Genomic DNA, 23,275 nt, shown 5'->3' with positions numbered 1-23,275 from the left:
CAAATTAAGACCGCGCACCTACACCGAACAGATGGCAGCCCAATGAAATTTCTCGACGAAACGAAAGTCTATATCCGCTCCGGCGACGGCGGCGCAGGCGCCGTCTCGTTCCGGCGCGAAAAGTTCATCGAGTTCGGCGGACCGGACGGCGGCGATGGCGGTCGCGGCGGCGATGTCTGGGTGGAGGCCGTCAACGGTCTCAACACCCTGATCGACTTCCGCTACCAGCAGCACTTCAAGGCCAAGACCGGCCAGCACGGCATGGGTCGCAACCGCACCGGCGCCGGCGGCGACGACGTGACGCTGAAGGTTCCGGTCGGCACCCAGATCTTCGAGGAAGACAACGAGACGCTGATCGTCGACATGGTGGCCGAAGGCCAGCGCTACCGGCTGGCCGCCGGCGGCAATGGCGGCTTCGGCAACGCCCGCTTCAAGTCGTCCACCAACCAGGCGCCGAACTGGGCCAATCCAGGCCTCGAAGGCGATGAGAAGACCCTCTGGCTGCGGCTGAAGCTGATCGCCGACGCCGGTCTGGTCGGCCTGCCGAATGCCGGCAAGTCGACCTTCCTCGCCGCCTGCACCCGTGCGCGTCCGAAGATCGCCAACTACCCGTTCACGACGCTCCATCCCAATCTCGGCGTCGCGACCATCGACGGCAACGAGTTCATCATCGCCGATATCCCGGGTCTGATCGAAGGCGCGCATGAGGGTGTGGGCATCGGCGACCGCTTCCTCGGCCATGTCGAGCGCACCCGCGTTCTGCTGCATCTGGTTTCCGCCCAGGAAGAAGATGTCGCCAAGGCCTATAAGACGGTGAAGTACGAGCTCGAAGCCTATGGCGGCGGCCTCGAGGATAAGCCGCAGATCGTCGCGCTGTCGCAGATCGACGTGCTCGACGAGGACGAATTGAAGGTGAAGGCCAAGGCGCTGGCAAAGGCCTGTGGCGAACAGCCCCTTCTGCTTTCCGCCGCAGTCGGCAAGGGCATGACCGAGGCGCTGAGGGCGCTGCGCAGCGTCATCGTCGCCGCCAAGGCCGGCGAAGGCTTCGGCGAGGAGAACCTGTAAGATGACCAAGACCCGCAAGCCGCTTTTGAAGTATCGCCGGGTCGTCATCAAGATCGGGTCGGCATTGCTGGTCGACCGCGCCACCGGGTTGAAAAAAGCCTGGCTCGACGCGATGTGCACCGATGTCGCCAATCTCAAGGCTAACGGCGTCGAAGTGCTGGTCGTCTCATCGGGCGCGATCGCGCTTGGCCGCGCGGTGCTCAACGTGCCGGCGGGCGCGCTCAAACTGGAAGAAAGCCAGGCGGCCGCCGCCGTCGGCCAGATCGCGCTGGCGCGCGCCTGGTCGGAGAGCCTCTCGACCGATGCGATCGTCGCTGGCCAGGTCCTGCTGACGCTCGGCGACACCGAGGAGCGCCGCCGTTATCTCAATGCCCGCGCCACCATCAACCAGCTGCTGAAGCTCGGTGCCGTGCCGATCATCAACGAGAACGACACGGTCGCAACGACCGAAATCCGCTATGGCGACAATGATCGCCTCGCCGCCCGCGTCGCCACCATGGTCGGCGCCGACCTCCTGGTGCTGCTCTCCGATATCGACGGGCTCTATACCGCCCCGCCGCATCTCGACCCGAATGCCCGCTTCCTCGAAACGATTGCCGAGATCACGCCGGAAATCGAGGCCATGGCCGGTGGTGCCGCGTCCGAGCTTTCGCGCGGCGGCATGCGCACCAAGATCGATGCCGGCAAGATCGCGACGACCGCCGGCTGCGCCATGATCATCGCCTCCGGCAAGCCCAACCATCCGCTTGCAGCAATCGAAGAAGGCGCCCGCTCCTCCTGGTTTGCCCCCTCGGGTTCACCGGTGACCGCGCGCAAGACCTGGATTGCCGGGCAATTGCTGCCCGCCGGAACGCTCAGCGTCGACGCCGGCGCCGAAGAGGCGCTGCGCTCTGGCAAGAGCCTGCTGCCGGCCGGCGTTCGCGACGTCACCGGCAGCTTCAGCCGCGGCGATACCATCGCTATTCTCGGCACATCGGGCCGCGAGATCGCCCGCGGTCTCGCCGGCTACGACGCCGACGAGGCGCGCCAGATCGCCGGCAAGAAGTCGGCCAAGATCGCTGCGATCCTCGGCTATGCCGGCCGCGCCGCCATGGTGCATCGCGACGATATGGTGATGACCGGAAAACGCGCCCAAGAAGAGGGCAGCCGGAAGGATGAGATCCATGCTTGACGAGGTGAAGAACAAGGACGACGTCGAGAGCGTCATGCTGGAAATCGGCCGCAGGGCCAAGGCCGCCAGCCGACCGCTTGCCGTCGCCGGCGCCGAGCGCAAGCATGCCGCCTTGATCGCCATGGCCGACGCGATCGTCGCGCGGATGGGCGAGATTCTGGCGGCCAATGCCATCGACCTGGAAAATGCCCGCGAGACCGGCGTCGCCAGCGCCTTCATCGACCGCCTGACGCTCACCGAAGGCCGCATCCGCGACATGGCGAACGGCATCCGCGCCATCGCCGAGATCAAGGACCCGGTCGGCGACGTGATTGCCGAATGGGACCGGCCGAACGGCCTGCATATCGAGCGCGTGCGCACCCCGCTCGGCGTCATCGGCGTGATCTATGAAAGCCGGCCCAACGTAACCGCCGATGCCGGCGCCCTGTGTTTGAAGGCCGGCAATGCCGTGATCCTGCGAGGCGGCTCCGACAGCTTCCATTCCTCAGGCGCCATCCACGCCTGCCTCGTCGAAGGCCTCAAGGCCGCCGGCCTGCCCGAGCATGCCATCCAGATAGTGCCGGTTGCCGACCGCGCCGCGGTCGGCGCCATGCTCTCGGGTCTCGCAGGCACGATCGACGTCATCGTGCCGCGTGGCGGCAAGAGCCTGGTTGCCCGCGTCCAGAATGAAGCGCGCGTGCCGGTCTTTGCTCATCTCGAAGGTCTCTGCCACATCTATGTCGACGCTTCGGCCGACCTTGCCATGGCGGAAAAGATCGTCGTCAACGCCAAGATGCGGCGTACCGGCATCTGTGGCGCGGCCGAAACGCTGCTGATCGACCGCAACGACGCCGAGCGGCTGGTCAAGCCACTGTTGAGCGCTCTACTTGCGACCGGCTGCGAAGTGCGTGTGTCGGATGAGCTCGCAGGCTCAGTCGACGGACTGAAGGCCGCGACCGACGAAGACTGGGCAACGGAATACCTCGACGCCATCATCTCGGTGAAGCTAGTGGACGGCATCTCGGGCGCCATCGAGCACATCGCCACCTGGTCGTCGGCCCATACGGAGGCCGTCATCGCCGAGGATGCTGCGGTGGTCGAGCGTTTCTTTGCGGAGATCGATTCCGCGATCCTCCTGCACAACGCCTCGACCCAGTTTGCCGATGGCGGTGAGTTCGGCATGGGCGGCGAGATCGGCATCGCGACGGGCAAGATGCACGCGCGCGGACCAGTCGGTGTCGAGCAACTGACCTCCTTCAAGTATCGGGTGCGTGGTGCTGGACAGGTCAGGCCCTGAAGTGACCGCGGGCAAGGTGAACGCCCGCTACCTGTGCATGCCCCATGTCGAGAGCGGCATGGTGGTCGGCCTCTTCGGCGGATCCTTCAATCCGCCGCACGAGGGCCATGTGCTGGTCGCCGACACGGCGATCCAGCGGTTGGGGCTCGACCAGCTCTGGTGGATGGTGACGCCCGGCAATCCGCTGAAAGACCACAACAACCTGGCGCCGCTCGCAGACCGCATCGCCATGAGCGAGAAGATCGCACCCAACCCGCGCATCAAGGTGACCGCCTTCGAACAGGCGCTCGGCCAAAGCTACACCGCTCGCACGCTGGAGACGGTGCGCGCCCGCAACCGCGATATCCACTTCGTCTGGATCATGGGCGCCGACAACCTGAAGAGCTTTCACCGCTGGCAGAACTGGCAGAAGATCGCCCGCACCTTCCCGATCGCCGTCATCGATCGGCCGGGCTCGACGCTCGCCTATCTCTCCTCGCGCATGGCCAGGACCTTCGACTATGCCCGCATCGACGAGGACGACGCCCGCCGTCTGGCCTATCACGCAGCCCCCGCCTGGACCTTCATCCATGGGCCTCGCTCATCGATGAGCTCGACCGCGCTTCGGGCGGTGAAGCCTACGTGAATTCCCATGATTCACTTCTCCTGTCTTGAAACCGCTACGGTTTGATGCCTACATTCACTAACGGTTCGATCTTTGTTCGAATCGATAGTGCCTGTTCTGTTCATGTGGAAAGGAAAGACCCTGACAACAGCACACGCCAAGGGATATGCGGTCTCCGCGTTCCCGCGCAGCACGGGATCTAGCGACGAAGCCGCTGTCCGTGCGCTTCAACTGGTCCTCGAAAGCCTAGAGGACTCGAAGGCAGAAGATATCGTCAGCATCAACATTGCCGGAAAATCGGCGCTGGGAGACTTCATGGTCGTTGTCTCCGGGCGATCGACGAGGCATGTGATGGCCATTGCCGATCACCTGACGACCGACCTGAAAGACGGGGGCTTTGGCAATGCCCGTGTCGAAGGTCTGGAAGGCGGTGACTGGGTGCTGATCGACACCGGCGATGTGATCGTTCACATCTTCCGGCCGGAGATCCGGGAGTTCTACAACATCGAGAGGATGTGGGCGGCTCCTGAGATCGAGGACGGCACCTTGCATTGAGACCGACCGGGTCGCCGCGCAGCTGAGTGCCGGACGAGCCGAGATGCGGTCATGCATGAATTTGAAGGGCTGGCGCCGCTCGCGGCGTTGTCAGCCGTAAGTTTGTTGCGACTGATCGTAACCTTTTGAGCTCGTTATCCGGACCAGGCGCGAACGACGCTGCAAGGCTCCATGGACGCGGCATAAGATTCTCCTTGAATCGATCCGATTTCAGGAACTATGCAGTGTGCGTTGCAGCGCAAGCGAGGACGGATAAGGTCATGCGTATCGGACTTTTCGCAGTCGGCCGCCTCAAGGCGGGGCCGGAAAAGGATCTCGCGGCCCGTTATCTCGATCGCTTTTCCAAGGCCGGTCCGGCGATCGGTCTGGAACTTTCCCGCGTCGTCGAAGTCAACGAAAGCCGTGCGTCGAATGCCGACACGCGCAAGCGGGAAGAAGCCTCCCAGCTTGAGAAGGCGCTTGCCGAAGGCAGCCTGCTCGTGCTTCTCGACGAACGTGGCAAGGCGCTCGATTCCGAAGGCTTTGCATCGCTCCTCGGTACGTTCCGCGACAGCGGCAAGCGCGACCTGATGATTGCGATCGGCGGCGCCGACGGCCTCGACCCGAGCCTTCACGCCCGCGCCGATGCGGTGCTCAACCTTGGAAAGATGACCTGGCCGCACCAGCTCGTGCGTATTCTGATCGCCGAGCAGCTTTACCGCGCCGTCACCATTCTCTCCGGCCACCCCTATCATCGGGTCTAGGCAACGTGGGCCGTTTTCCGCGGGATCCTTCACCCGGCAACACGCACCGATAACGAGAATATGCTTGGTCGTGCGCGACAAATCAGATTAGGTTTTTTCTTCATATTTTTCGGATGGACGCACGCAAACCGATGACGCGCCGAGGCAGGACCAGCGCTTTCAGCATGGGAAGAGACGACGCAGGACGGCTTGCCCGTAAAGCGGCGGCCTTTGCGCTCGCGCTGGCGATCGGCCTGCCGGCCGGCGCCCAGGAGGTCACGCCGCCCGGCGCCTCGATGGCCGGCCAGGAACAGGGGCCACCCGATCCTGCCGCCGACCTCACCCTTCGCCGCAACAGCACGCGCAGCGAACTCGACGCGCTGTCGAAGACCATCACGCTGTCGCAGGAACGCGCCAACGCGCTGACCGAGACCATCGCCGAGATCGACAAGACCAACGAGACGCTGCGCGCTGCGATCATCGATTCCGCCAAAAAACGCCAGGGCCTTGAGCAACAGATCGTCGACGGCGAAAAGAAACTGAGCGATCTGCGAACCAAGGAGGACGCCGTCCGAAAGTCCCTGCATTCGCGCCGCGGGGTACTTGCCGAAGTTCTCGCCGCGCTGCAGCGGATGGGACGCAACCCGCCGCCAGCGATCCTGGTGACGCCGGAGGATGCGCTGTCCTCGGTGCGAAGCGCCATTCTGCTCGGCGCCGTCGTACCCGGTCTTCGCAAGGAAACCGAAAACCTGGTGGCCGACCTCAAGGCATTGGCCGACATTCGCGCCGGCATCGACCGGCAGCGTGAAGAACTGACCGCGACGATGACGGCCAATGTCGAAGAAGAGCGCCGCATGTCCATGCTCGTCGCCGAAAAGGAGAAGCTGCGCCAGTCGAGCGCCAGCGAACTCGCCGCCGAGCAGCGCAAGGCGCAGGAACTTGCCGGCCAGGCCACCAATCTCCAGGGCCTGATCGGCTCGCTCGAAAACCAGATCGCCTCTGTCCGCGAGGCCGCAGAAGCAGCCCGCGCTCAGGAGCAGGAGCGCCTGCGCATGAGCGAGGCCGAGCGCGAAGCAGCACGCGAGTTGGCCCGCAATGCCGTGCCCGACAAAAACCGCATTGCGCCAGCATACGTGTTTTCGGAGCTGAGGAATAAGCTTGCCTATCCGGCCGCGGGATCGCTTTTGCGAAAGTTCGGTGATGCCGATGGCACGGGGCACTCCCTGCAAGGGATCATGCTGGAAACCAATCCCGGCGCGCTGGTGACTGCGCCGTCAGATGGCTGGATCGTCTATGCAGGCAATTTCCGCAGTTATGGGCAGATGATCATTCTCAATCCTGGTGACGGCTACCATGTGGTGCTGTCGGGCATGGAGACGGTGAGCGTGCAGACCGGACAATTCGTCGTGGCGGGTGAACCGCTGGCGACGATGGGCGCAAAAAGAGTCGCAAGTGCTGCGGCCTTGGCGCTGGAAACGGACCGGCCGACGCTTTACATTGAATTCCGAAAAGACGGAAAACCGGTTGATTCCCGACCGTGGTGGACCGCAGCAGAGGTTGGAAAGGCGCGAAATGATACGTAGGGCTTCACTTGTTCTGGTCGGAGCGCTCATGGGCGCGACCGCGATGGGCGTGGTTTATTCGGCTGTCGTTCCGGCCGTCGCTGCCAACACCTCGACCTATCGCGAACTGGCAATTTTCGGCGACGTATTCGAACGCGTGCGCGCGCAATATGTGACGCCGCCGCAGGACGACAAGCTGATCGAGAACGCCATCAATGGCATGCTCTCCTCGCTTGATCCGCATTCGAGCTACATGAACTCGGCCGACGCCGAGGACATGCGCACCCAGACCCGCGGCGAATTCGGCGGTCTCGGCATCGAAGTGACGATGGAAGACGACCTCGTCAAGGTGACGAGCCCGATCGACGACACGCCCGCAGCGCGTGCCGGCGTGCTTGCCGGCGACTTCATCTCGAAGATTGACGGTGCGGACGTTCGCGGCCTGAAGCTCGAAGACGCCGTTGAAAAGATGCGCGGCGCCGTCGGCACCCCGATCAAGCTGACGATCCTGCGCAAGGGCGCGGACAAGCCGATCGAACTGACGATCGTTCGCGACGTCATCGCCGTTCGCGCCGTCAAGGTCCGCACCGAAGGCGACGTCGGCTATCTGCGCGTCATCTCCTTCACCGAGAAGACCTATGACGACCTGAAAAAGGGCATCGAGAAGATCAAGGCGGAAGTGCCGGCCGACAAGCTCAAGGGCTATGTGCTCGACCTGCGCCTCAATCCGGGTGGCCTGCTCGATCAGGCGATCAACGTCTCCGACGCCTTCCTGGAGCGTGGCGAGGTCGTTTCGACCCGCGGCCGCAATCCGGACGAAACCCGCCGCTTCAACGCGACGCCGGGCGACCTGACCGATGGCAAGCCGGTGATCGTGCTCGTCAACGGCGGCTCGGCTTCCGCTTCGGAAATCGTCGCCGGCGCCCTGCAGGATCTGAAACGCGCAACCGTTCTCGGCACGCGCTCCTTCGGCAAGGGTTCGGTCCAGACGATCATCCCGCTCGGCGAAGCCGGTGCCTTGCGTCTGACGACGGCGCTCTACTACACGCCGTCGGGCAAATCGATCCAGGGCACGGGCATCTCGCCCGACATCAAGGTCGAACAGCCACTGCCGCCGGAACTGCTCGGCAAGGTCGAGGCTCAGGGCGAATCCGACCTGCGCGGTCACATCCAGGGTCAGAGCGAGACCGACGAAGGTTCGGGCTCGGTCGCCTATGTGCCGCCGGAAACGAAGGACGACCTGCAGCTCAACTACGCACTCGACCTGTTGCGTGGCAAGAAGACGGATCCGACCTTCCCGGCCAACCCGGAACAGGCGCAGCTCAAGAAGTAAGCCTGCAGGGTATGCAATTGAGAGCGCCGCGTGTTCGAAAGAACACGCGGCGCTCTGCATTTCAGTAAGGCGCATCCTCCGCCCAAGGCAGATGCACTGGTCAACGCGACACCGCTAAATTATAGGGGTACAGGCGCTGTCGCGGCCACTGATTCTCACGCCACCGGCGCGCTAAGGGAAGAACAGGCGAAGCGTCTCAGCGCCGCCTCGCACTGCAGCGCCGCGCGTCCTGCTCGATGCGCAAAGGTCGCTGCAGCACTTTGAATTGCTGCGTGTTTTGTCCTTTGATCGACTATGATCATAGGCAGGCGTGCAGAAGCGGCAACATCGCACAGATCGACCGAGGCTCCGTTTGGGAACTGATCTCAATGCCCCCCTGGGCCAGAACCGGCGGGTGAAGCCAGCGGCGAAGCGCAATCCCCGACGCATGCTCGGGTTCTCTTTACTCGGCCTCTGTATTGCGACGGTTGTCGGACTGTCGCTGTGGGGCACCCTTGCGCCTGATGGACTGAAGCGCGGTCAGACCGAAACAGCGGCGAACGAGAGCGCCAAGGGCACCGACGAGAAACCAGCGAAGGCAGAAAATGGCCAATCGGGCGCGGGCGGAGCGATGAAGCCGGGGACCGCCTATTCCGGCGCCGACGTCGAACATACGCTCACCGATGACGGTTCCACCGTTACCACGTTTTCGCCGCGCGGCCGCGACGGCAAGGGCCCTGCCCTCATCAATGTCGGTCCGATCCGCGGCCAGGATCCGCGCATGGCGGCCATGCCCAATGACGATCTCCTGGAAGAGAGCCCCGCCGGGCGCCTGCCGATCACCGGTGCGGACGGGCTGCGCCCGATGGATCAATATGCGCGGCCCTGGTCCGGCGCGCGCGGCACCCGCATCGCGCTGGTCGTCGGCGGTCTCGGCCTCAGCCAGACCGGAACGCAGAAGGCGATCCGCGACCTGCCGGGCGAAGTGACGCTGGGCTTTGCTACCGCCGGAAACAGCCTGCAGCGCTGGATGCAGGAGGCCCGCCGAAGCGGCCATGAGATCCTGCTGCAGGTGCCGATGGAGCCGTTCGACTATCCGGCCAATGATCCCGGTCCCAACACCTTGCGCATCGGTCTCGGCGCCAAGAAGAACCTTGCGGAGCTGCATCAGAACCTCGCCGAGATCACCAATTATACCGGCATCATGAATTATCTCGGCGGCCGCTTCCTGTCGGATGCCGATGCGCTGGAGCCGGTCATGCGCGATCTCGGTAAGCGCGGCCTGTTGTTCCTCGACGACGGTACCTCGGCGCAATCGCTCTCGGGCAAGCTCGCCGATGCCTTCGATGTGCCGCATGGCTTTGCCGACCTGACACTCGACACCGAGCTCAGCCGCAGCGCGATCCTGAAGAAGCTCGACGAGCTCGAGCGTATTGCGCGCCGCAATGGCACCGCCATCGGCGTCGCCTCCGCCTTCGACGAAAGCGTCGGCGCGATTGCCTCCTGGATCGGCGAGGCACAGGGGCGCGGCATCGAGATCGTCGGCGTTTCCGCGCTCGTCAAGGATCCGCAACAGAACTAGCTTACAGCCATCCCGACAGGATGATTTGACGATTGGAAAGAAGAGGCAGTCGATGAGCAAAGACAAGGACAAACAACTCAGAGCGGAGGACCTTCCCTATCGTCCTTGCGTAGGGGTCATGGTGCTGAACCGCGCGGGTCTCGTTTGGGCTGGACATCGCATCGCCGTTGGCAATTCCGAATATGATGGCTCGCCGCAGCAATGGCAGATGCCGCAGGGTGGCATCGACAAGGGTGAGGATCCGCTGAAGGCCGCCTATCGCGAGCTGTACGAAGAAACCGGCATGAGCACGGTGTCGCTGCTCGCGGAAGCGCCGGGCTGGATCAACTACGATCTGCCCGAGCACTTGATCGGCATCGGTCTCAAGGGCAAGTATCGCGGCCAGACACAACGCTGGTATGCCTTCCGCTTCGAGGGCGAGGAGAACGAAATCGCCATCAACCCGCCGCCGGGCGGGCATGACCCGGAGTTCGATGCCTGGGAGTGGAAGCCGATGCGCGAATTGCCGGAACTGATCGTGCCGTTCAAGCGCAAGGTCTACGAGGAGGTTGTCACGGCCTTCGCGCATCTCGCGCCGTAAGGCGTGTGGCGCAAAAGTGCGCAGCGGTCCTCACTGACAAAAAAGCCGGCGAGATCGCCGGCCTTTCTTTCAGATATTGCGCCGAACTCAGTCGGCTTCGGCCTCGTTGGCCGGGGCAGCGTTGAGCTGGCCGTATTTCTCTTCGCCGATCTTGTCGAGCAGTTCGAGCTGGGTTTCCAGGAAGTCGATGTGGCCCTCTTCGTCGGCGAGCAGTTCTTCGAAGAGCTTCATGGAGACATAGTCTCCGGCGGCATGACAAATGTCGCGCGATTTCTTGTAGGCGGTGCGGGCGTCGTATTCGCCGGCGAGGTCGGCCTTCAGCACTTCCTTGACGTTCTGGCCGATGCGCAGCGGCGCAACCGTCTGCAGGTTGGGGTGACCTTCAAGGAAGATGATGCGCGCAACGAGCTTGTCGGCATGCTGCATCTCCTCGATGGATTCGGCGCGCTCCTTCTTGGCGAGAAGCGTGTAACCCCAGTCTTCGAGGAGGCGGTAATGCAGCCAATACTGGTTGACTGCACCGAGTTCGAGATAGAGCGCTTCGTTAAGCTGCTCGATGACTTTTTTGTCGCCTTTCAAGATCCGCCCTCCGATTATCCTCATGGAATTGTTTGAGGCGGGTCATGAAATCAAATATCTCAGCGTCCGTCGAGTCGCGGTGCGCGTGATATTGCTCGGTGGTGCGGATGATGATGTCGACGACATTGGGGAAGCAACCGCAGCAACGGCCGCGCTTTTCCATCGCGTGATAGACTTTTGCCGGCACGATCAGCTGCCAACAGTCCTCGTCGAGGAGGCCGACGATCGTGTCCTCGATCTCTTTTTCCGTGATGAAATTGCAGCTGCAAACCAGCATGTCGTCTCGCCTGTCGTACGCAACGCCCTGTATCAGCGCATAAAGCAAAACAGGACATTTAGTGTCAACTAAAAACTCCGCGAGCGGAAGTTGCAGGTCGATTAGAACGACTCTAAACTTGACAAAAAACTTCGTCTTTTCAGAATTTTAGAGAAACATGAACGACTATTCTTGTAAACCAGAGGTCGATCATGCCGCGCGTTTCCTGCGACATTTTTACACACCGCAGGCGCTACCCTACTATGAAGAGCCCGACTGTGGCCTCCACACATGATGATCCGGACCGTTCCGGACCTCGGTAAGATGATCTGCTTCTTTCCACGAAAACCCCACCCGGCTGCCCGTTGAAGCCGCGCGGGTCGGACCCTCCCTTCAATGGAAATTGCGCCCCTTCGGCATTACGTCCGCCACCTCGGCCGTCGTCTGTTCCGGGCTGCCACCGGAACGCCGCACCGTGGCCAGGCGCAGATCGCCCTGCACCTTCCTCTCGCGCGCATCGCCGGTCGGCCTCAGCGCTTCATCGGCACGGTCGCTTGCGCCGAACCGCCGCGTCTCTGTGCGCAACAGTCCCAGCATCGGCGTGATGTCTTCGATGTGTTCGGCAACCACATGGATGACGCTGCTTTCGCGCTGCAGCCGGCCGCGGATCTTGACCAGCCGCGCGCCCATGACCACCGACCGATAGGTCGCAAACACCTTCGGCCAGACGATCGCATTGGCAACGCCGGTTTCGTCCTCGATCGTCATGAAGATCACCCCCTTGGCGGAGCCCGGACGCTGGCGAACGAGCACCAACCCGGCGACCGTTATCCGCCGCCCGACCGGGGCGGTCGCAAGCATGCGGCTGGTGACGATGCCCTTCTCGGAAAGCGCCTCTCGCAGGAAGGAGACCGGATGCGCCTTGAGCGAGAAGGAGAGATAACGATAATCGTTGATCACCTGCTCGCCCGGCAACATCTCCGGCAGGATCATGGCTGGCTCCGGCCGCAATTCCGCCCTCGCCGCGCCTTCGAAGAGCGGTAGCCTTTCGGCAGCACTCTTTTCGTCCAGCGCCTTCACCGCCCAGAGCGCCTTGCGGCGATCGAGCCCGATCGAACGGAAAGCGTCCGCATCGGCGAGCCTTTCGAGCGCGGAACGGGAGAGACCCGAGCGCAGCCAGAGGTCACGGACCGTCCCGTAACCGGTACCCCGGTTGGCGACGAGTTTCTTCTCGATCTCTTCTTGGTTCAGCCCCTTGATCGAATTGAAGCCGAGGCGCATCGCCTTGTCAGTCTTGATCACGTCCTCCATTTCGCGATGACGCGGCTCGATGGCACCCTTATCGAGGCCACCCTCTTCGAGATCGGCATCCCAGACCGAATGGTTGATGTCGACGGGACGCACCCGGACCCCATGCTCGCGCGAGTCGCGCACCAGTTGCCCGGGCGCGTAAAAGCCCATCGGCTGCGAGTTCAGAAGGGCGGCACAGAAGACATCCGGATAATAGGTCTTCAGCCAGGACGAGACATAGACCAAGAGCGCGAAGGACGCGGCATGACTTTCGGGAAAGCCATATTCGCCGAAACCTTCGATCTGCTTGAAACAACGCTCGGCAAAGCCCCTGTCATAGTTATTCTTGACCATGCCTTCGATCATCTTCTCGTGGAAGGTATGGATCGTGCCGGTGCGCTTGAAGGTTGCCATGGCACGCCGTAGCCGGTCAGCCTCGCTGGGCGAGAAACCGGCGGCAGTAATGGCGATCTGCATCGCCTGCTCCTGGAAGAGCGGTACGCCGAGCGTTCGCTCCAGGACCACCTTTAGTTCGGGGCTCGGATATTCGATGGGTATCCTGAGATCTCGCTGCTCCCGCCGTTTCAGATAGGGATGCACCATGTTGCCCTGGATCGGCCCGGGCCGGACGATCGCCACCTCGATGACGAGATCATAGAAGATGCGCGGCTTCAGCCGCGGCAGCATGCTCATCTGCGCCCGGCTTTCGATCTGGAAGACGCCGATCGTATCGGCGCGGCAGATCATGTCGTAAACGTCCTTCTGGTCATCCTTGAAGAGCTGATGCAGGGTTTTCTTCTCGCCGTAATGCCGGTCGAGCAGCTCGAAGGCCCGGGCGATGCAGGTGAGCATGCCGAGCGCCAGCACGTCGATCTTCAGGATCTTCAGCGTGTCGAGATCGTCCTTATCCCACTCGATCATGTAGCGGTCGGGCATTGCCGTGTTCATGATCGGCACGACCTCGTCGAGCCGGTCGCGGGTAATGACGAAGCCGCCGACATGCTGGGAGAGGTGACGCGGGAAGCTCATCAGCTCCGTGGCATAATCGAGCACCCGGACAGTCGTCGGATCCTTTGTGTCTAGACCCGCAGCCTGAGCCTCGCGCTCGGAAAGATCGGCCACCAACCAGCCCCAGACCGAGCCGGCGAGTGCCGATTGCACGTCCTCGGAAAAGCCGAAAGCCTTGGCGGTCTCGCGGCCGGCCGAGCGCGCCCGGTAGCTGATGACGGCCGCCGTCAGCCCCGCATGTTCTTTGCCGTAGGTCTCATAGATATGCTGGATGACCTCTTCTCGCTTCTCATGCTCGAAATCGACGTCGATATCCGGCGGCTCGTCGCGCTCGGTAGAAAGGAAGCGGTCGAAGAGCAGGGTGGTCGAAAGCGGATCGACTTCGGTGATCCTCAGACAGTAACAGACGGTGGAATTCGCCGCCGAGCCGCGGCCCTGGCAGAGGATTTCGGCCTTGCGCGCAAACTGCATGATATTACGCACCGTCAGGAAATAGGGCTCGTAACGCTTGCTGGCGATCAGCTCGAGCTCGTACTCGATCTGCTTGGAAACCTTCTGCGAAATGCCGTCGGGATAGCGCTCGTGCGCGCCTGCCATCGTCAGACGCCGCAGGGTTTGTGTCGGCGTCTCGCCCGCAATGCTTTCGTCCGGGTATTGATATTCGAGTTCCGACAGCGAGAACTTCAGCCTCCCAAAAAACTGCCCGGTATTGGCGATCGCTTCCGGATAATCGCGGAAGATGCGCGCCATTTCGGCGGGCGTCTTCAGATGCCGCTCGGCATTGGCATGCAACCGGTAGCCTGCGGTCGCGATCGTCACATGCTCGCGGATGGCGGTGACGACATCGGCGAGCGGCCGTCGCGCGGCGACATGAAACAGCGGACTGTTGGTGGCGACGAGCTTGATCGCGGCATGGCGGGCAATGGTCGCAAGTCCGGCGAAGGCAAGCTGGTCGAAGCCGTCATAGCGCGGCACCAGCGCCAGATAGAGCCGGTCGACAAAATGCGGCTTCAGGCGCTTGAGAAAGTCGGCAAGCAAGGTTGCTTCCGGCGCGCCGATGACAGGATCCGGCAGCACGACGAGCAACAGGTCCTCGCCCCACTCGACGAGATCGGCTTCATAGAGCGTGCAGGTGCCCTTCTTGGCGCGCAGGTTTCCGGCACTCAGCATCCGGCAGAGATTGCCCCAGCCGCGGCGACTTGAGGGATAGGCGAGCACGTCGGGCAGATCTTCCGCAAAGGAGAGCCGCGCGCCGGGCTGGAAGGCGTATTTCTCCACCTTGGCCTGCGCATGCGCGCGCACCACACCGGCAACCGTATTGCGGTCGGCAATGCCAAGGCCGCCAATGTTAAGGCGGCTTGCCGCAACGACCATTTCACCCGGATGGGAGGCACCTTCAAGGAAGGAGAAATTCGACCAGGCGCCGATCTCAAAATAGGGGATCATGTCGCTCATGCGAAGACCCCATGCATGAACCAGCGTGGCGGGGCGCTCGCACCATAATGCCCCTCGCGAAACAGCCAGAACCGCCGGCCGCGTTCGTCTTCCACCCGAAAATAATCGCGCTCCATCGCCGGCTCGCCGTCGAGCCACCACTCGCCGGCGATCCGCTCCGGCCCCTCGGCCCGCGCAATGCGGTGCAGCGTGCGCCGCCAGCGGAAGCTTCTCGGCGGCCCCTCCGGCACCTCGGCCACCGCCTCCACCGGCTCGGGGCTTGGAAAGAGCCGCTGCGGCCGAGCCGCCGCGGCAAGCAGGATCGCGGGAATGTTTTGCGCAGGCGCCTCGGCCTTGCCCATGAGCGCGAGATCCGTGAGTGGGCGGAAGCTTGCCGCCCGCTCCGGCACGTGGCTTTCCGACAGAGCCGGCACCAGCAGGCTCTCCGCCCCGAACCTTGCCATCACTCGGTCGGCAAAGGCCGCAAGCGGGCGCTCGCGATCCGGCGTGCCGGAGAAATCCTCCTGCATCGCCTCGTATTTTTCGCTCTTCGGCACCGAGAGCCTGAGGATTTCGAAGCCGAAGCCGGCATCGAGATCCTCGTGCACCGCCTGCAGCCGTTCACGGAAGAGACCGGCGACGCGCCGCGGCTCGTTGAGCGGCGAGGACGTGCCGGCGGCGATGCGGAAGACCGCGCCATCGACGCGGAAAAGCAGAAGCTCGAACAGACGCCCGCCCTGCCCACGCTTTTCCAGTTCCGGCTTCAGCCGCATCGCCAGCTCTTCCGTCAAGCCGAGAATATCGTCTTCGCCCTGGACCGGTTCGCCGAGACGGCGCTCCACTGAGAGGGCGGCGACGGGCAACCGCGGCGACAGTGGCTCATCCTCCCGCCCGAGCGCCTGATCGAGGCGCAGAAGCAGGGTCGCGCCGAACCGGCGGGCAAGCGGCGCGCGCGGCGCCTCGACGATGTCGCCGACCTGCTTGAGCCCGACCCGGCCAAGCGTTTCGATCGTCTCCCGCGGCAGCCGAAGAGCCGCCATCGGCAGCGGCGCCAGCACCCGCGCCGCCTCGTCCGGGGCAAGAATGCCGTCGGAGCCGAACCGCGCCACCGCCCAGGAGAGCCCGGCGGAAGAGGAGATCGCCGCGCGGGCTTCGACCCCCAGATGAAAGAGACGGGCGAGCAGATCGTCGAACAGCGCCTTTTCCCCGCCGAGAAGATGGGCGCAGCCGGTGATGTCGAGAAAGAGGCCGCTGTCGCCATCGAGCGCGACGAGCGGTGTATAGCGGCAACACCAATCCGCAAGGCCTTCGAGCAGGGCCCGATCGGCAGCGGGATCGGCCGGCAGCACGTCGATCTCGGGACACATGGCCCGGGCTTCGGCAACACCCTGACCGATGTGAAACCCGCACTTTTCGGCGTAACCGTCGAGCGCGACGAGGCGCATCGCGCTCTTCACCTTGTCAGCGAAGACGACAGGCGGATGCTCAGGACGCCCGCGGGAAAGCCACGAGTTCCCCCAGCGTTTGCGGGCGACCCGATCGGCCGGAAGATGCGGAAAGGCGAGCGACAGAATGCGCTGGTTCTGGATCTGCCGCAGCAGCGGCTGGTAGGGGCTCGACGGGGTAAAGGCGGCGGTCATGGGGATTCCACTCCAGCAGGAAGCCGAGCGGCGCAGGAGCCCTGCTCTTCTCGGCGATGATATGAAAGACGGGATGGCCGATGCTGCCGCGAAGCATCGATCCATCCGGTAGGGGACGCTCGCGCGCCGGCGCCGGCTCGACGAGGAAGCGGAAGAAGGCGCTGCTCGCCTCCTCGTGCCCGGACTGGCGCAGGAGCAGAAGGGGAACATGGCCCGCGCGTGAGCGAACATGCAGGCGCCGGCTCTCGCTGAGCGCAAGAGCTGCGGGATTGCCGCGAATTTCCAGGATGACGGCACAGAAACTCGGGACGGAAAGCGCCGCCTCGGCGATCCAGAGCGCGTCCTTCACCGTGCGCGGCAGGCTGAAGACGAGGCCGCGGACATCGAGCCCATAGGCCTTGAGACCCAATCCATAGGGCAGGCCCGCCTCGTTGGAAGCCATCGACTGGCTGATCCAGAGAACCGGAGCTGCCGGCTCGCCTTTTTCCAGGCGCGCCTGCTGGCAGAGCACGCTGAGTGCCGCGGCAAAACCGGCGGCAGCGCCGGCATCGCGCGTCTCGGCATTGCGGATTTCCGTCATGCCTTCGAGCGGTAGGCCGCCTTCGAGAAGCGTGTCCAGATCCGCAACCCCGAGCGCAAGCGCCCGACGGCCAGGCTCATCTTCCTCGCGCTGACGGAAGCCGCCGGGATCGGCCGCCTTGGCGGCGCGCACGACGCCCGGAAGCCGACGGTTTTCGATCCTGGCTATGGTCTCTCGGAGCGAAAGTACCGTCTCCCGCTCCACGGCTTTGTCGGCCATGACGGTCAACTCCCATCATAAATGTTCATGTTATGTTCTATTAGATTCCAGAGCTTCCTAAATGAGTCAACAGCCAATTCTAAGAATTTATTCCTGTCCCCATGCCCGCGGAATTCAACACTCGAAAAACACTGGCAAAATCGCTATATGGAGGGCAACAAGGAGTGCCTATGGCCCGCATTGACCAGACCGATGATTGGCGGGAACGCCACGCACCGACGCTTACCACTTTTGAACAGCTCGCACTGGAAGCCTACGGCCACCTGCCGCAGGAATTCCGCCAGCTGACGACCGACCTCATCATCGAAGTTGCCGACTTCCCGAGCGACGACATTTTCGAGGACATGGCACTGGAAACGCCTTTCGACCTGCTCGGCCTTTTCGAGGGCCGTGGCATCAGCGAGCGCTTCACCATGGAAACCGGCCAGTTTCCAAACCGCATCACCCTCTATCGCCGCCCGATCATCGACTATTGGGCTGAGAACGAGGAGACGCTGGGTGACATCATCACCCATGTCCTGATCCATGAGATCGGCCATCACTTCGGCCTTTCCGACGACGACATGGAGCGGATCGAAGCCAGCGTCGAGCACGTCGGCGGCTAACCCGTTTTATCTGCCCCTCATCCGCCTGCCGGCACCTTCTCCCCGCAAGCGGGGCGAAGGAGACTCGCGGTACCGTTCGCATCCCAATCGGAGCACGGGTTAACCGATACCAGAAAACAGGCCTCACACGCCGATTGCGAGCATCAACCGCGTCCCCTCGCCCCGCTTGCGGGGAGAGGGTTAGGGTGAGGGGCAAACTTGCACGACGGCAAACAGCCTCGACTACTGTTCCGACAGCTTGATATCCGGGGTGTAATCCTTGCCCTCGACCTCCTTGAACACCGCCTGGCCGCACTGCATGTGCTGCGTATCGGCATTGAAGGCATAGGTGGGCGAGCCGTGCAGGCTCCAGCCCTGGTTCAGCGCTGCCGTCACCTTGTGACAGAAGGAAGCGTCGTCGGGACCGGTCAGGAAGCGATAGAGTTTCAAGATTTTGTCTTTCGTTTTTCGATGAGATCCGCCTTGGCGGCGAGCATCACGGCCTGATCGAGGTGCAGCCGCTCGACCATCCGTCCGTTGAGATTGATGACGCCCTTGCCGGCGTTTTCCGAGAGCGCAAAGGCAGCGATGATCGCGCGCGCCTCGTCGACGGCGATCTGCTCGACGCCGAAACGTTCGTTCGCCGGGCCGATCTGGGCCGGGTGGATCAGCATCTTGCCGTCATAGCCCATGTCGCGGCCCTGCCGGCATTCCTCGTCGAATCCATCAGCGTCGCGAAAATCGTTGAACACGGCGTCGATGACGTCGAGCCCGCCGCCGCGCGCCGCCAGCAGGATCTGCATCAGCCAGGGGATCAGATAGGGACGGCCGGGGCGATCCGGAACGCCGGTGTCCTTGCGCAGGTCGTTGAGACCAACGACGAAACAATCGAGCCGGCCGCCGAAGGTGCGGCCGGTCTCGGCGATAAGAGGCGCGTTGATGACACCGCGCGGCGTCTCGATCATCGCCCAGAGACGCAGCGTCTCCGGCGCATCGTTTTCGGCCAGCCAGTCGGCCGCCGCCTGGATATCCGCCGGGCTTTCGACCTTCGGCAGAAGAATGGCGTCGGGCTTCGCCGCAAGCACCGCGGCGAGATCGTCCTGGCCAAAGCCGGAACCGAGCGCATTGATGCGGATGACGATCTCACAATCCGGCCGGTTCGTCGTCAGATGCCGAACCAGCGCCTCGCGTGCTTCCATCTTGCGCTCAGGCGCAACCGCATCCTCGAGATCGAAGATCGCGGCATCGGTCGCGAGTTCAGCGACCTTGGCAAGCGCGCGGGCATTGTCGGCCGGCACCGATAGCACCGAGCGACGCAGGCGCACCGGGTGATGTTCGATCGATTTGCTCATGTTTCAGTTGTGCCCGCCTTTGCCTCGTTCCGCAAGACGAGGCGAACCGCCGCACCCCTTTCGCAAAGCCGCCTCTTGCAAGTGCGGGGAGGAGCCCCCACATCGCCATCAGAAAGGTGACGATTATGCAAAGCATTCGCTCTGTTCTCTTCACGGCCGCAGCCCTGACCATCACGTTTGCGGCCTTCGTTCTGACCGCCTCGCTGGCGCTGGCACTGGCCGGCATCGCCGCCGTCGTCGTGATCGGCAGCGCGATTGCCGCCCGGCTGAACCTCAGGCCGGCCCGCACCACCGCCCGTCCGGCCGCCGCCGCTGCCGCCCACGGCCAGCGCGAGATGCGCATCTGGAACGACGGTCGCGGCACGATCATCGACCTCTGATCCCGGCGATCGTAGTGATCCGCAATCGGGCCGATCCGTAATCGGCTCGAAGCCTTTTGCTGTTTCTCGAGAGCTGCCATTCAGCCGGCTGCGAAATTTTTCCATCCCCGTGTCGGATCCATCGCTCCATGTCCGTCCTTGAGGCAGGCCAGCACGGTCCTGGCTCTTCGAACAGGATGGAGAACGACATGGACACTGAGACGCAGCAAACCGAAACGAAGCAGCCGGCACCGGTCCTGAACGGGCTTCTGCCCTATCTTCAGGTCGATGGCGCCGCCAAGGCATCCGAATTCTACCAGCGCGCCTTCGGCGCCAAGGAGGTCAACCGGCATCCGCTCGACGAGCAGGGCCGGACGATGCACATCCATCTCTACGTCAACGGCAGCTCGCTGATGCTGGCGGATGCCTATCCGGAATATGGCCATCCGCTGGAAAAGCCGCAGGCCTTTACCTTGACGCTCACCGTCGAGGACATCGATGCCTGGTGGGACCGCGCCGTTGCCGCCGGCGCCGAGGTGGTGATGCCGATCGAGGTGATGTTCTGGGGCGACCGCTACGGCCAGCTCCGCGATCCCTTCGGCGTTCTCTGGGCCATGAACAGCCCGGTGAAGGCAGGCTGAGGCTTCCCGACAATCGAAATCCGGGCGAAGCTTTCACCGGGCGGGCATTTTCACCCGCCCGGCGAAGCGTGTTTGGATAGATTTTCCTTCATTTCGGCGCAAAACTCATCTAAACGCTAGCGCAACATTCTTCTGAAATCGAAGGCCTGAAGTTATGGAAAAATTCGTCAAGCTCACCGGTGTCGCCGCCCCCCTCCCCGTCGTCAACATCGACACGGACATGATCATTCCGAAGGATTACCTGAAGACGATCAAGCGCACCGGCCTAGGCAAGGGTCTTTTCGCCGAAGCCCGCTACAATGAGGATGGCTCGGTCAACCCGGACTTCGTGCTCAACAAACCCGCCTACCAGAACGCCAAGATCCTGGTTGCCGGCGACAACTTCGGCTGCGGCTCCTCGCGCGAGCATGCCCCCTGGGCGCTGCTCGACTTCGGCATCCGCTGCGTGATCTCCACGTCCTTTGCCGACATCTTCTACAACAACTGTTTTAAGAACGGCATTCTGCCGATCGTCGTGAGCCAGGCCGACCTCGACAAGCTGATGGACGACGCTTCGCGCGGCTCCAACGCCATCCTCTCGGTCGACCTGGAATCCCAGGAAATCACCGGCCCGGACGGCGGCTCGGTCAAGTTCGAGGTCGATGCCTTCAAGCGCCACTGCCTGCTGAACGGCCTCGACGATATCGGCCTGACGCTGGAAAAGGCAACTGCGATCGACAGCTTCGAGAAGACGGTCGGCGCCTCGCGCCCCTGGGCTTAAAGCGAGACATGGCGCGCAAGCTCATCTCTTCGGGTTCGCCCTTCGAAAAGACGGCAGGCTATTCGCGTGCCGTCGCGATGGGCGACTGGTGCTTCGTCTCCGGCACGACCGGCTACGACTATGCCACCATGACCATGCCCGAAACGGTGGAAGAGCAGGCGCGCAATTGCCTGAAGACGATCGAGGGCGCACTGAAGGAAGCGGGCTTCTCGCTCAAAGACGTGGTGCGCAATCACTACTACGTCACCGATGCCAGCTTCGCCGACCGGGTGTTCCCGATCTTCGGCGAAGTCTTCGGCGAGATCCGTCCGGCCGCAACCATGATCGTCTGCGATCTGATCCGCCCGGAAATGCTGATCGAGATCGAAGTCACCGCCCTCCGCGGCTGAGACCGAGCTTTTCTGCTCACGCCATCTCTTCTCAAATCGATTCCGATTTTGGCCAATATGCGATAGTCCATGGACACCGCCTGCTAGACCTATGCTGAACCGGAAGACGATTATGCAATTCGAAGGCACCGCAGATTACATCGCCGACAAGGACCTGATGATCGCCGTCAATGCTGCGATCCGGCTGGAGCGGCCGCTGCTCGTCAAGGGTGAACCCGGCACCGGCAAGACCGAGCTTGCCCGCCAGATTGCCGCTGCCCTTGGCCTCGATCTGATCGAATGGAGCGTCAAGTCGACGACCAAGGCGCAGCAGGGCCTTTACGAGTATGATGCCGTGTCGCGCCTGCGCGACAGCCAGCTCGGCGACGAGCGCGTCAACGAGGTCAGGAACTATATCCGCAAGGGCAAGCTCTGGCAGGCCTTCGAGGCCGACCGTCGCGTGGTGCTTCTGATCGACGAGATCGACAAGGCCGACATCGAGTTTCCGAACGACCTCTTGCAGGAACTCGACCGCATGGAATTCCATGTCTACGAGACCGGCGAGATGATCGGCGCCCGTCACCGGCCGATCGTCATCATCACCTCCAACAACGAGAAGGAACTGCCGGACGCCTTCCTGCGTCGCTGCTTCTTCCACTATATCCGCTTCCCCGATGCCGAAACGCTCGCGCGCATCGTCGAGGTGCACTATCCCGGCATCCGCAAAACGCTGCTATCTGCGGCCCTTGCCGCCTTCTACGACATCCGCCAGGTGCCGGGCCTCAAGAAGAAGCCGTCCACCTCCGAAGCGCTCGACTGGATCCGCCTGCTTGTCGCCGACGAGGTCGATCCGGCCGACCTCCGCGTCGACGCCAAGACCATGCTGCCGAAGCTGCACGGGGCGCTGTTGAAGAACGAGCAGGACGTGCATCTCTTCGAGCGCCTGGCCTTCATGGCGCGCCGCGACGGATGAGGCCGGACGCCCACAAGGTCCTGATCTACGCCACCTGGCAGGACCACCTGCTGGTCTTCGACGAGCCGGACTTTCCCGAAATCGAGTTGCAGGTACCCGGCGGCACGATGGAGCCGGACGAAAGCCCTGAAGCTGCCGCCTTGCGGGAATTCGTGGAAGAGACCGGGCTGACGCCATCGCGGGCCCTCACCCATCTCGTCACGAAGGACTACTCCTTCCGGAAGGAAGGCCAGACCATCTGCCATCGCCGGCACTATTTTCATGTCGCCCTTGCCGGCGAGCAACAGAAAACCTGGCTGCACCATGAAATGACGCCCTTTGGCGGTGGTGCGCCGATCCGCTTTCGCTTCTTCTGGCTCGGCTTAGACGAGGCTAGCCGTCGGCTCGGATACGGCATGCAGGACGGCCTAGATTATCTTCACACGCACGGAAGTTGCCCCTCACCCTAGCCCTCTCCCCGCAGCCGGGGAGAGGGGACGGAAATGGCGACGGTCGCCGCGAGACAATGATGTCCGGGCTTCTTTCTGGAACGGAAATGATCGGCCCCTGGGAGGCGCGAGCGGGTGCCACAAGCTCCCTTCTCCCCGCCTGCGGGGAGAAGGTCGCGGCAGCGGGATGAGGGGCCGCCCGACCGCCCGAATCGTTTTTCTTGACCCCCGCGCCCCAGTCGCGCTATCAAATTCCCCGTGGTGATTTGGCCGGCCGGCTTGCAGCCACGTTAAACAAGTCGCTAAAGGGCCGAGGAAAGTTGGATTTCCGAGGACCGGTCGCGATCAATCGCCGCCGGTTTTTTTGTATTGATC

24 protein-coding genes and 1 riboswitch are annotated in these 23,275 nt (G+C 63.0%); of the genes, 17 read left to right on the top strand and 7 right to left on the bottom strand.

Annotated elements, in window-relative coordinates; translation table 11 throughout:
• Window positions 1–42 precede the first annotated feature (42 nt).
• The 10 genes from obgE to BLU35_RS11380 all read left to right on the top strand — a co-directional run bounded on the left by obgE (window position 43) and on the right by BLU35_RS11380 (window position 10,429).
• Window positions 43–1,065, top strand: coding sequence for a GTPase ObgE (gene obgE, locus BLU35_RS11425; protein ID WP_057254966.1), 1,023 nt, complete (start codon window positions 43–45; stop codon window positions 1,063–1,065).
• A 1-nt stretch (window position 1,066) separates the two neighbouring features.
• Window positions 1,067–2,236, top strand: a complete 1,170-nt coding sequence (proB, locus tag BLU35_RS11420; protein ID WP_093233096.1) for a glutamate 5-kinase — start codon at window positions 1,067–1,069, stop codon at window positions 2,234–2,236.
• On the top strand, window positions 2,229–3,512 hold the full coding sequence (locus BLU35_RS11415) for a glutamate-5-semialdehyde dehydrogenase (RefSeq protein WP_058321708.1): 1,284 nt from the start codon (window positions 2,229–2,231) through the stop codon (window positions 3,510–3,512). The genes proB and BLU35_RS11415 overlap by 8 nt, the downstream gene beginning before the upstream one ends.
• A 16-nt stretch (window positions 3,513–3,528) precedes the next feature.
• Window positions 3,529–4,137, top strand: coding sequence for a nicotinate-nucleotide adenylyltransferase (locus tag BLU35_RS11410; RefSeq protein ID WP_093233175.1), 609 nt, complete (start codon window positions 3,529–3,531; stop codon window positions 4,135–4,137).
• A gap of 102 nt (window positions 4,138–4,239) precedes the next feature.
• Window positions 4,240–4,671 (top strand): ribosome silencing factor, encoded by a 432-nt coding sequence (rsfS, locus tag BLU35_RS11405; RefSeq protein WP_057254963.1) that lies wholly within the window; start codon window positions 4,240–4,242, stop codon window positions 4,669–4,671.
• Window positions 4,672–4,931: 260 nt separating this feature from the next.
• Window positions 4,932–5,414 (top strand): 23S rRNA (pseudouridine(1915)-N(3))-methyltransferase RlmH, encoded by a 483-nt coding sequence (gene rlmH, locus BLU35_RS11400; RefSeq protein ID WP_057254962.1) that lies wholly within the window; start codon window positions 4,932–4,934, stop codon window positions 5,412–5,414.
• Between the two features lie 164 nt (window positions 5,415–5,578).
• A complete protein-coding gene (locus BLU35_RS11395) occupies window positions 5,579–6,976 on the top strand; it encodes a murein hydrolase activator EnvC family protein (RefSeq protein WP_093233173.1) in 1,398 nt (465 codons plus the stop codon).
• Entirely contained in the window at window positions 6,966–8,288 is a 1,323-nt protein-coding gene (locus BLU35_RS11390; RefSeq protein ID WP_057254961.1) for a S41 family peptidase, read from the top strand. The genes BLU35_RS11395 and BLU35_RS11390 overlap by 11 nt, the downstream gene beginning before the upstream one ends.
• Window positions 8,289–8,640: 352 nt before the next feature.
• Window positions 8,641–9,849 (top strand): divergent polysaccharide deacetylase family protein, encoded by a 1,209-nt coding sequence (locus tag BLU35_RS11385; RefSeq protein ID WP_093233095.1) that lies wholly within the window; start codon window positions 8,641–8,643, stop codon window positions 9,847–9,849.
• A gap of 52 nt (window positions 9,850–9,901) precedes the next feature.
• Complete coding sequence (locus tag BLU35_RS11380) at window positions 9,902–10,429, top strand: RNA pyrophosphohydrolase (protein ID WP_093233094.1); 528 nt, start codon at window positions 9,902–9,904, stop codon at window positions 10,427–10,429.
• An 87-nt stretch (window positions 10,430–10,516) separates the two neighbouring features.
• On the opposite strand, the gene bfr is transcribed toward BLU35_RS11380, so the two are convergent.
• The 5 genes from bfr to BLU35_RS35600 form a co-directional block, all read right to left on the bottom strand.
• Window positions 10,517–11,008, bottom strand: a complete 492-nt coding sequence (gene bfr, locus BLU35_RS11375) for a bacterioferritin (RefSeq protein WP_034802698.1) — start codon at window positions 11,006–11,008, stop codon at window positions 10,517–10,519.
• Entirely contained in the window at window positions 10,974–11,285 is a 312-nt protein-coding gene (locus BLU35_RS11370) for a (2Fe-2S)-binding protein (RefSeq protein WP_065374130.1), read from the bottom strand. Before BLU35_RS11370 ends, bfr begins: the two co-directional genes overlap by 35 nt.
• Window positions 11,286–11,657: 372 nt before the next feature.
• Entirely contained in the window at window positions 11,658–15,017 is a 3,360-nt protein-coding gene (locus tag BLU35_RS11365) for an error-prone DNA polymerase (RefSeq protein ID WP_093233093.1), read from the bottom strand.
• Entirely contained in the window at window positions 15,014–16,567 is a 1,554-nt protein-coding gene (locus BLU35_RS11360) for a Y-family DNA polymerase (RefSeq protein ID WP_286161503.1), read from the bottom strand. Before BLU35_RS11360 ends, BLU35_RS11365 begins: the two co-directional genes overlap by 4 nt.
• Complete coding sequence (locus tag BLU35_RS35600) at window positions 16,482–17,435, bottom strand: ImuA family protein (protein WP_058325726.1); 954 nt, start codon at window positions 17,433–17,435, stop codon at window positions 16,482–16,484. Before BLU35_RS35600 ends, BLU35_RS11360 begins: the two co-directional genes overlap by 86 nt.
• A 170-nt stretch (window positions 17,436–17,605) precedes the next feature.
• Here BLU35_RS35600 and BLU35_RS11350 point away from each other — a divergent pair, with 170 nt between their 5' ends.
• On the top strand, window positions 17,606–18,040 hold the full coding sequence (locus tag BLU35_RS11350) for a metallopeptidase family protein (protein ID WP_057254954.1): 435 nt from the start codon (window positions 17,606–17,608) through the stop codon (window positions 18,038–18,040).
• 222 nt (window positions 18,041–18,262) lie between these two features.
• On the opposite strand, the gene BLU35_RS11345 is transcribed toward BLU35_RS11350, so the two are convergent.
• Window positions 18,263–18,469, bottom strand: coding sequence for a DUF1737 domain-containing protein (locus BLU35_RS11345; RefSeq protein ID WP_057254953.1), 207 nt, complete (start codon window positions 18,467–18,469; stop codon window positions 18,263–18,265).
• Window positions 18,466–19,371 (bottom strand): HpcH/HpaI aldolase/citrate lyase family protein, encoded by a 906-nt coding sequence (locus BLU35_RS11340; RefSeq protein ID WP_093233092.1) that lies wholly within the window; start codon window positions 19,369–19,371, stop codon window positions 18,466–18,468. Before BLU35_RS11340 ends, BLU35_RS11345 begins: the two co-directional genes overlap by 4 nt.
• Window positions 19,372–19,496: 125 nt before the next feature.
• On the opposite strand from BLU35_RS11340, the gene BLU35_RS11335 reads away from it, so the two are divergent.
• The 6 genes from BLU35_RS11335 to BLU35_RS11310 all read left to right on the top strand — a co-directional run bounded on the left by BLU35_RS11335 (window position 19,497) and on the right by BLU35_RS11310 (window position 22,921).
• A complete protein-coding gene (locus tag BLU35_RS11335) occupies window positions 19,497–19,751 on the top strand; it encodes a hypothetical protein (protein ID WP_093233091.1) in 255 nt (84 codons plus the stop codon).
• A 188-nt stretch (window positions 19,752–19,939) separates the two neighbouring features.
• Entirely contained in the window at window positions 19,940–20,371 is a 432-nt protein-coding gene (locus BLU35_RS11330; RefSeq protein ID WP_057254950.1) for a VOC family protein, read from the top strand.
• 154 nt (window positions 20,372–20,525) lie between these two features.
• Window positions 20,526–21,131: a 3-isopropylmalate dehydratase small subunit gene (leuD, locus tag BLU35_RS11325; protein WP_057254949.1), complete on the top strand. Its 606-nt coding sequence runs from the start codon at window positions 20,526–20,528 to the stop codon at window positions 21,129–21,131.
• Between the two features lie 8 nt (window positions 21,132–21,139).
• Entirely contained in the window at window positions 21,140–21,520 is a 381-nt protein-coding gene (locus BLU35_RS11320) for a RidA family protein (protein WP_057254948.1), read from the top strand.
• Window positions 21,521–21,632: 112 nt separating this feature from the next.
• The gene (locus BLU35_RS11315; RefSeq protein WP_057254947.1) at window positions 21,633–22,472 is read left to right on the top strand and encodes an AAA family ATPase; all 840 of its coding nucleotides are present in this window, start codon (window positions 21,633–21,635) and stop codon (window positions 22,470–22,472) included.
• Window positions 22,469–22,921 carry an NUDIX hydrolase gene (locus tag BLU35_RS11310; protein ID WP_093233090.1) on the top strand — a complete coding sequence of 151 codons (453 nt, stop codon included), beginning with the start codon at window positions 22,469–22,471 and terminating at the stop codon, window positions 22,919–22,921. Before BLU35_RS11315 ends, BLU35_RS11310 begins: the two co-directional genes overlap by 4 nt.
• Before the next feature lie 227 nt (window positions 22,922–23,148).
• Window positions 23,149–23,226, top strand: a riboswitch (SAM riboswitch).
• Window positions 23,227–23,275 lie beyond the last annotated feature (49 nt).

This window comes from Sinorhizobium sp. NFACC03 (assembly GCF_900103435.1).
GTDB lineage: Bacteria > Pseudomonadota > Alphaproteobacteria > Rhizobiales > Rhizobiaceae > Ensifer.
Note: the sequence above shows the minus strand (reverse complement) of the source record. Positions and strands in the feature narration are given on the sequence as shown.

Coding starts and splice junctions, on each gene's coding strand:
- BLU35_RS11415 (WP_058321708.1), top strand. CDS start 2,229: ATGCTTGACGAGGTGAAGAACAAGGACGACGTCGAGAGCGTCATGCTG.
- BLU35_RS11350 (WP_057254954.1), top strand. CDS start 17,606: ATGGCCCGCATTGACCAGACCGATGATTGGCGGGAACGCCACGCACCG.
- BLU35_RS11315 (WP_057254947.1), top strand. CDS start 21,633: ATGCAATTCGAAGGCACCGCAGATTACATCGCCGACAAGGACCTGATG.
- obgE (WP_057254966.1), top strand. CDS start 43: ATGAAATTTCTCGACGAAACGAAAGTCTATATCCGCTCCGGCGACGGC.
- BLU35_RS11335 (WP_093233091.1), top strand. CDS start 19,497: ATGCAAAGCATTCGCTCTGTTCTCTTCACGGCCGCAGCCCTGACCATC.
- proB (WP_093233096.1), top strand. CDS start 1,067: ATGACCAAGACCCGCAAGCCGCTTTTGAAGTATCGCCGGGTCGTCATC.
- BLU35_RS11395 (WP_093233173.1), top strand. CDS start 5,579: ATGGGAAGAGACGACGCAGGACGGCTTGCCCGTAAAGCGGCGGCCTTT.
- BLU35_RS11365 (WP_093233093.1), bottom strand. CDS start 15,017: ATGAGCGACATGATCCCCTATTTTGAGATCGGCGCCTGGTCGAATTTC.
- BLU35_RS11330 (WP_057254950.1), top strand. CDS start 19,940: ATGGACACTGAGACGCAGCAAACCGAAACGAAGCAGCCGGCACCGGTC.
- BLU35_RS11380 (WP_093233094.1), top strand. CDS start 9,902: ATGAGCAAAGACAAGGACAAACAACTCAGAGCGGAGGACCTTCCCTAT.
- rlmH (WP_057254962.1), top strand. CDS start 4,932: ATGCGTATCGGACTTTTCGCAGTCGGCCGCCTCAAGGCGGGGCCGGAA.
- rsfS (WP_057254963.1), top strand. CDS start 4,240: ATGTGGAAAGGAAAGACCCTGACAACAGCACACGCCAAGGGATATGCG.
- BLU35_RS11310 (WP_093233090.1), top strand. CDS start 22,469: ATGAGGCCGGACGCCCACAAGGTCCTGATCTACGCCACCTGGCAGGAC.
- BLU35_RS11320 (WP_057254948.1), top strand. CDS start 21,140: ATGGCGCGCAAGCTCATCTCTTCGGGTTCGCCCTTCGAAAAGACGGCA.
- leuD (WP_057254949.1), top strand. CDS start 20,526: ATGGAAAAATTCGTCAAGCTCACCGGTGTCGCCGCCCCCCTCCCCGTC.
- BLU35_RS11390 (WP_057254961.1), top strand. CDS start 6,966: ATGATACGTAGGGCTTCACTTGTTCTGGTCGGAGCGCTCATGGGCGCG.
- BLU35_RS11370 (WP_065374130.1), bottom strand. CDS start 11,285: ATGCTGGTTTGCAGCTGCAATTTCATCACGGAAAAAGAGATCGAGGAC.
- BLU35_RS11340 (WP_093233092.1), bottom strand. CDS start 19,371: ATGAGCAAATCGATCGAACATCACCCGGTGCGCCTGCGTCGCTCGGTG.
- BLU35_RS35600 (WP_058325726.1), bottom strand. CDS start 17,435: ATGGCCGACAAAGCCGTGGAGCGGGAGACGGTACTTTCGCTCCGAGAG.